Source organism: Plesiomonas sp. (assembly GCF_051650925.1).
Classification (GTDB): domain Bacteria; phylum Pseudomonadota; class Gammaproteobacteria; order Enterobacterales; family CAMTGL01; genus Plesiomonas.
On record NZ_JBOFRH010000278.1, the window covers coordinates 1 to 2857 of the forward strand.

Annotated in this window: 5 protein-coding genes; all 5 read left to right on the forward strand. The window is 44.9% G+C overall.

Annotation, left to right across the window (positions count from 1 at the left end; all coding sequences use genetic code 11):
* A partial coding sequence (locus ACRC27_RS06705) for a DUF494 family protein (protein WP_438639478.1) occupies positions 1–378 on the forward strand: 378 nt, incomplete at its 5' end.
* Positions 379–948, forward strand: a complete 570-nt coding sequence (locus ACRC27_RS06710; RefSeq protein ID WP_438623204.1) for a topoisomerase DNA-binding C4 zinc finger domain-containing protein — start codon at positions 379–381, stop codon at positions 946–948.
* A 73-nt stretch (positions 949–1021) separates the two neighbouring features.
* Positions 1022–1594, forward strand: a complete 573-nt coding sequence (locus ACRC27_RS06715) for a Sua5/YciO/YrdC/YwlC family protein (protein ID WP_438630933.1) — start codon at positions 1022–1024, stop codon at positions 1592–1594.
* 70 nt (positions 1595–1664) lie between these two features.
* Positions 1665–2495 (forward strand): shikimate dehydrogenase, encoded by an 831-nt coding sequence (gene aroE, locus ACRC27_RS06720; protein WP_438639479.1) that lies wholly within the window; start codon positions 1665–1667, stop codon positions 2493–2495.
* Positions 2495–2755 (forward strand): DUF1488 domain-containing protein, encoded by a 261-nt coding sequence (locus tag ACRC27_RS06725; RefSeq protein ID WP_438623207.1) that lies wholly within the window; start codon positions 2495–2497, stop codon positions 2753–2755. The genes aroE and ACRC27_RS06725 overlap by 1 nt, the downstream gene beginning before the upstream one ends.
* Positions 2756–2857 lie beyond the last annotated feature (102 nt).

The window sequence follows — 2857 nt, forward strand, 5'->3', positions numbered from 1 at the left end:
GCGGGATTTCATCAGGATGATATAAATAAAGCACTTATCTGGTTGGAAAAACTGGCTGAACTGCAAGAAAGTGATATCAAGCCTTATTTACTGGCCCCTGCACCTAATACCGTGCGCATTTATACACAAGAAGAAGAGAATAAGATCTCGTTAACGTGTAGGGGTTTTTTACTGTTTCTTGAACAAATTCAAGTGCTCGATTCAGACACTCGAGAAATGGTGATTGATAGAGTCATGGAGATCGAGTCAGACGAACTGGATTTGGAAGATGTAAAGTGGGTTATCCTGATGGTGTTGTTTAATGTTCCCGGACATGAAAGTGCATATGAAAAGATGGAAGAACTTCTTTTCGATGCCAATGAGGGGTTACAGCACTAAATGAACCGTAAAGACACACTGTTTCCGGTGAAAGATACCGCAGATTGCTGCCCTGAATGCGGTGCACTCTTGCAAATTAAGCAAGGTAAACGTGGGCTGTTTCTTGGTTGTAGCGCTTATCCTGCATGTCATTATTTGCAGCCTGTACAGGCGCGTGAAAGTGTCATTGTAAAAAGTCTTGATGGCGTATTATGCACTGAATGTGGGCAGACAATGGTGTTGCGCCAAGGAAGATACGGCATGTTCATTAGCTGTTCGGCTTATCCATCTTGTGAGTACACACAATCTTTGGAAGCGCCAACAGACATGGATATTACTTGCCCTCAGTGCCTAAAAGGGCATTTAGTGCAACGTCGCTCGCGTTATGGCAAAACATTTTATGGGTGTAATCATTACCCAAGTTGTCAGTTTATTATTAATTTTAAACCCGTACAGGGGGAGTGTTCGCAATGCCACTACCCTTTATTGCAAGAACGAAAAACAGCACAGGGAATAAAGCAGCAGTGCGCCAGCAAATGTTGTGGAGCATGGGTTGTTTTGGGGGATGACAAAAAACAGACGGCTGACTGAACAGTGCGATCTATTTTTATGTCATATGTTAAAAAGATAATGACTGACTCTTATCACTGATGATTGTGAACTTATGACCGTCAACTCAACAACTGTACTTTCAGAACTTGTTATGGCTCTGCAGAATGGCAATGTCGTGGCCTATCCCACTGAAGCTGTCTTCGGTGTGGGTTGTGACCCTGACAACCCACAGGCCATTGCCGCACTGTTGGCATTAAAACAACGTTCCGTAGAAAAAGGGCTGATTTTAATTGCCGCAGAATATCAGCAACTGAAACCTTATATAGATGAAACCCAATTAACACCTGACCGTTTAATGGATATTCAGCATACTTGGCCTGGACCTGTTACGTGGGTGATGCCGGCAAAGCAAGGGGTCTCAACTTGGCTGACTGGCCAATTTAGCTCTATTGCCGTACGGGTTTCTGCCCACCCTGACGTGCAGCGCTTATGTCAGGCATTCGGTAAGCCAATCACCTCTACCAGTGCAAACTTATCTGGCCTACCACCTTGTAAAACGGTTGAACAAGTTAGAGCTCAATTTGCCTCTTCACCACTACTATTAATGGAAGGCGTTGTCGGTGGGCGTGAAAACCCCTCAGAGATCCGAGATGCATTAACCGGAAACGTATTTCGGCAAGGGTAATATGCTTGTTATGCCTGATTAAAGCGAAAAGTGAACTTCATTTTTGTATTGTGCTCGCGAAGGAACGGTTATGGATCGCTATGCTGTTATAGGTCACCCGATATCCCACAGTAAGTCTCCTATCATCCATCAGCAGTTTGCGAAGCAAACACAGCAAAAGATGGAGTACTCTCCACTGCTTGGGCCGTTAGAAGATATTGATGATTATTTAACCCAGTTTTTTCTTCAGGGGGGAAAGGGCTGCAATGTTACCGTTCCCTTTAAAGAAGCGGCTTTTTCATTTGCACAGACACTCACTGCTAGAGCAGCCCTTGCCGGCGCAGTAAATACACTAAAAATAACTGAGCAGGGAGTCATCACCGGTGATAACACCGATGGTGCAGGGTTAGTGGATGATCTGCAACGCTTACACTTTCCACTCCATAATGCCCGTATTTTACTGCTTGGCGCAGGTGGCGCTGCGCGTGGAGCGCTTCACCCTTTACTTGAACACAACCCACAAAGTCTGACTATTGCGAACCGCACTTACAGCCGAGCACAAGCACTGCAACAGCTCTGTCAGCAGGCCGGCTTTCAACACGTACATGCCGCCCATTACCACGACTTAAATCGCAATGAATTTGATCTCATCATCAATGCAACTGCTAGCGGTCTGAAAGGGGATACTCCTCCACTCGCTTCAGAACTTATCAGTGAGAAAACGGCCTGTTATGACATGTTCTATGCGCCAACGCTGACACCTTTCCTCATATGGGCGAAAGCACAAGGTGCTCGACAATATGCAGATGGTTTAGGCATGTTAGTTGCGCAAGCTGCCCATGCATTTATGTACTGGCGTGGTGTTATGCCGCAAATAACTCCCGTTATTCAATACTTACAGCAGCAGAGCGGTAACAAGTGATGAACCAAGCTATCTTATTTCCTGAATTAGAAGTCTGGAACAAGGAACTACAGCAAGTTGAATTCCCTGCTATTGTTCAAGGAATGCGAATTCAGTGCTGCGTTGGGCTAGATTCACTCTCAGCGTGGGCTAACGCGCCGGTTAGCCCTGAAAATGCATTATTGATATTTCAACAATATCGGTGGGATATAGAAGAAGGCGCTGAACATGCCATTAACCAACAACAATTTGATGATGAAGGTTATGTGCATATCGAATAAATAACCGCTTGATTACGCCTCAAGTCTTTCTGCTAAATACTCATCTTTTAAAAGAACATAATTATCAGCGGATATTTGTAACATAGCCCGCTCCTCAGCCGT

Coding starts and splice junctions, on each gene's coding strand:
- ACRC27_RS06710 (WP_438623204.1), top strand. CDS start 379: ATGAACCGTAAAGACACACTGTTTCCGGTGAAAGATACCGCAGATTGC.
- ACRC27_RS06725 (WP_438623207.1), top strand. CDS start 2,495: ATGAACCAAGCTATCTTATTTCCTGAATTAGAAGTCTGGAACAAGGAA.
- ACRC27_RS06715 (WP_438630933.1), top strand. CDS start 1,022: ATGACCGTCAACTCAACAACTGTACTTTCAGAACTTGTTATGGCTCTG.
- aroE (WP_438639479.1), top strand. CDS start 1,665: ATGGATCGCTATGCTGTTATAGGTCACCCGATATCCCACAGTAAGTCT.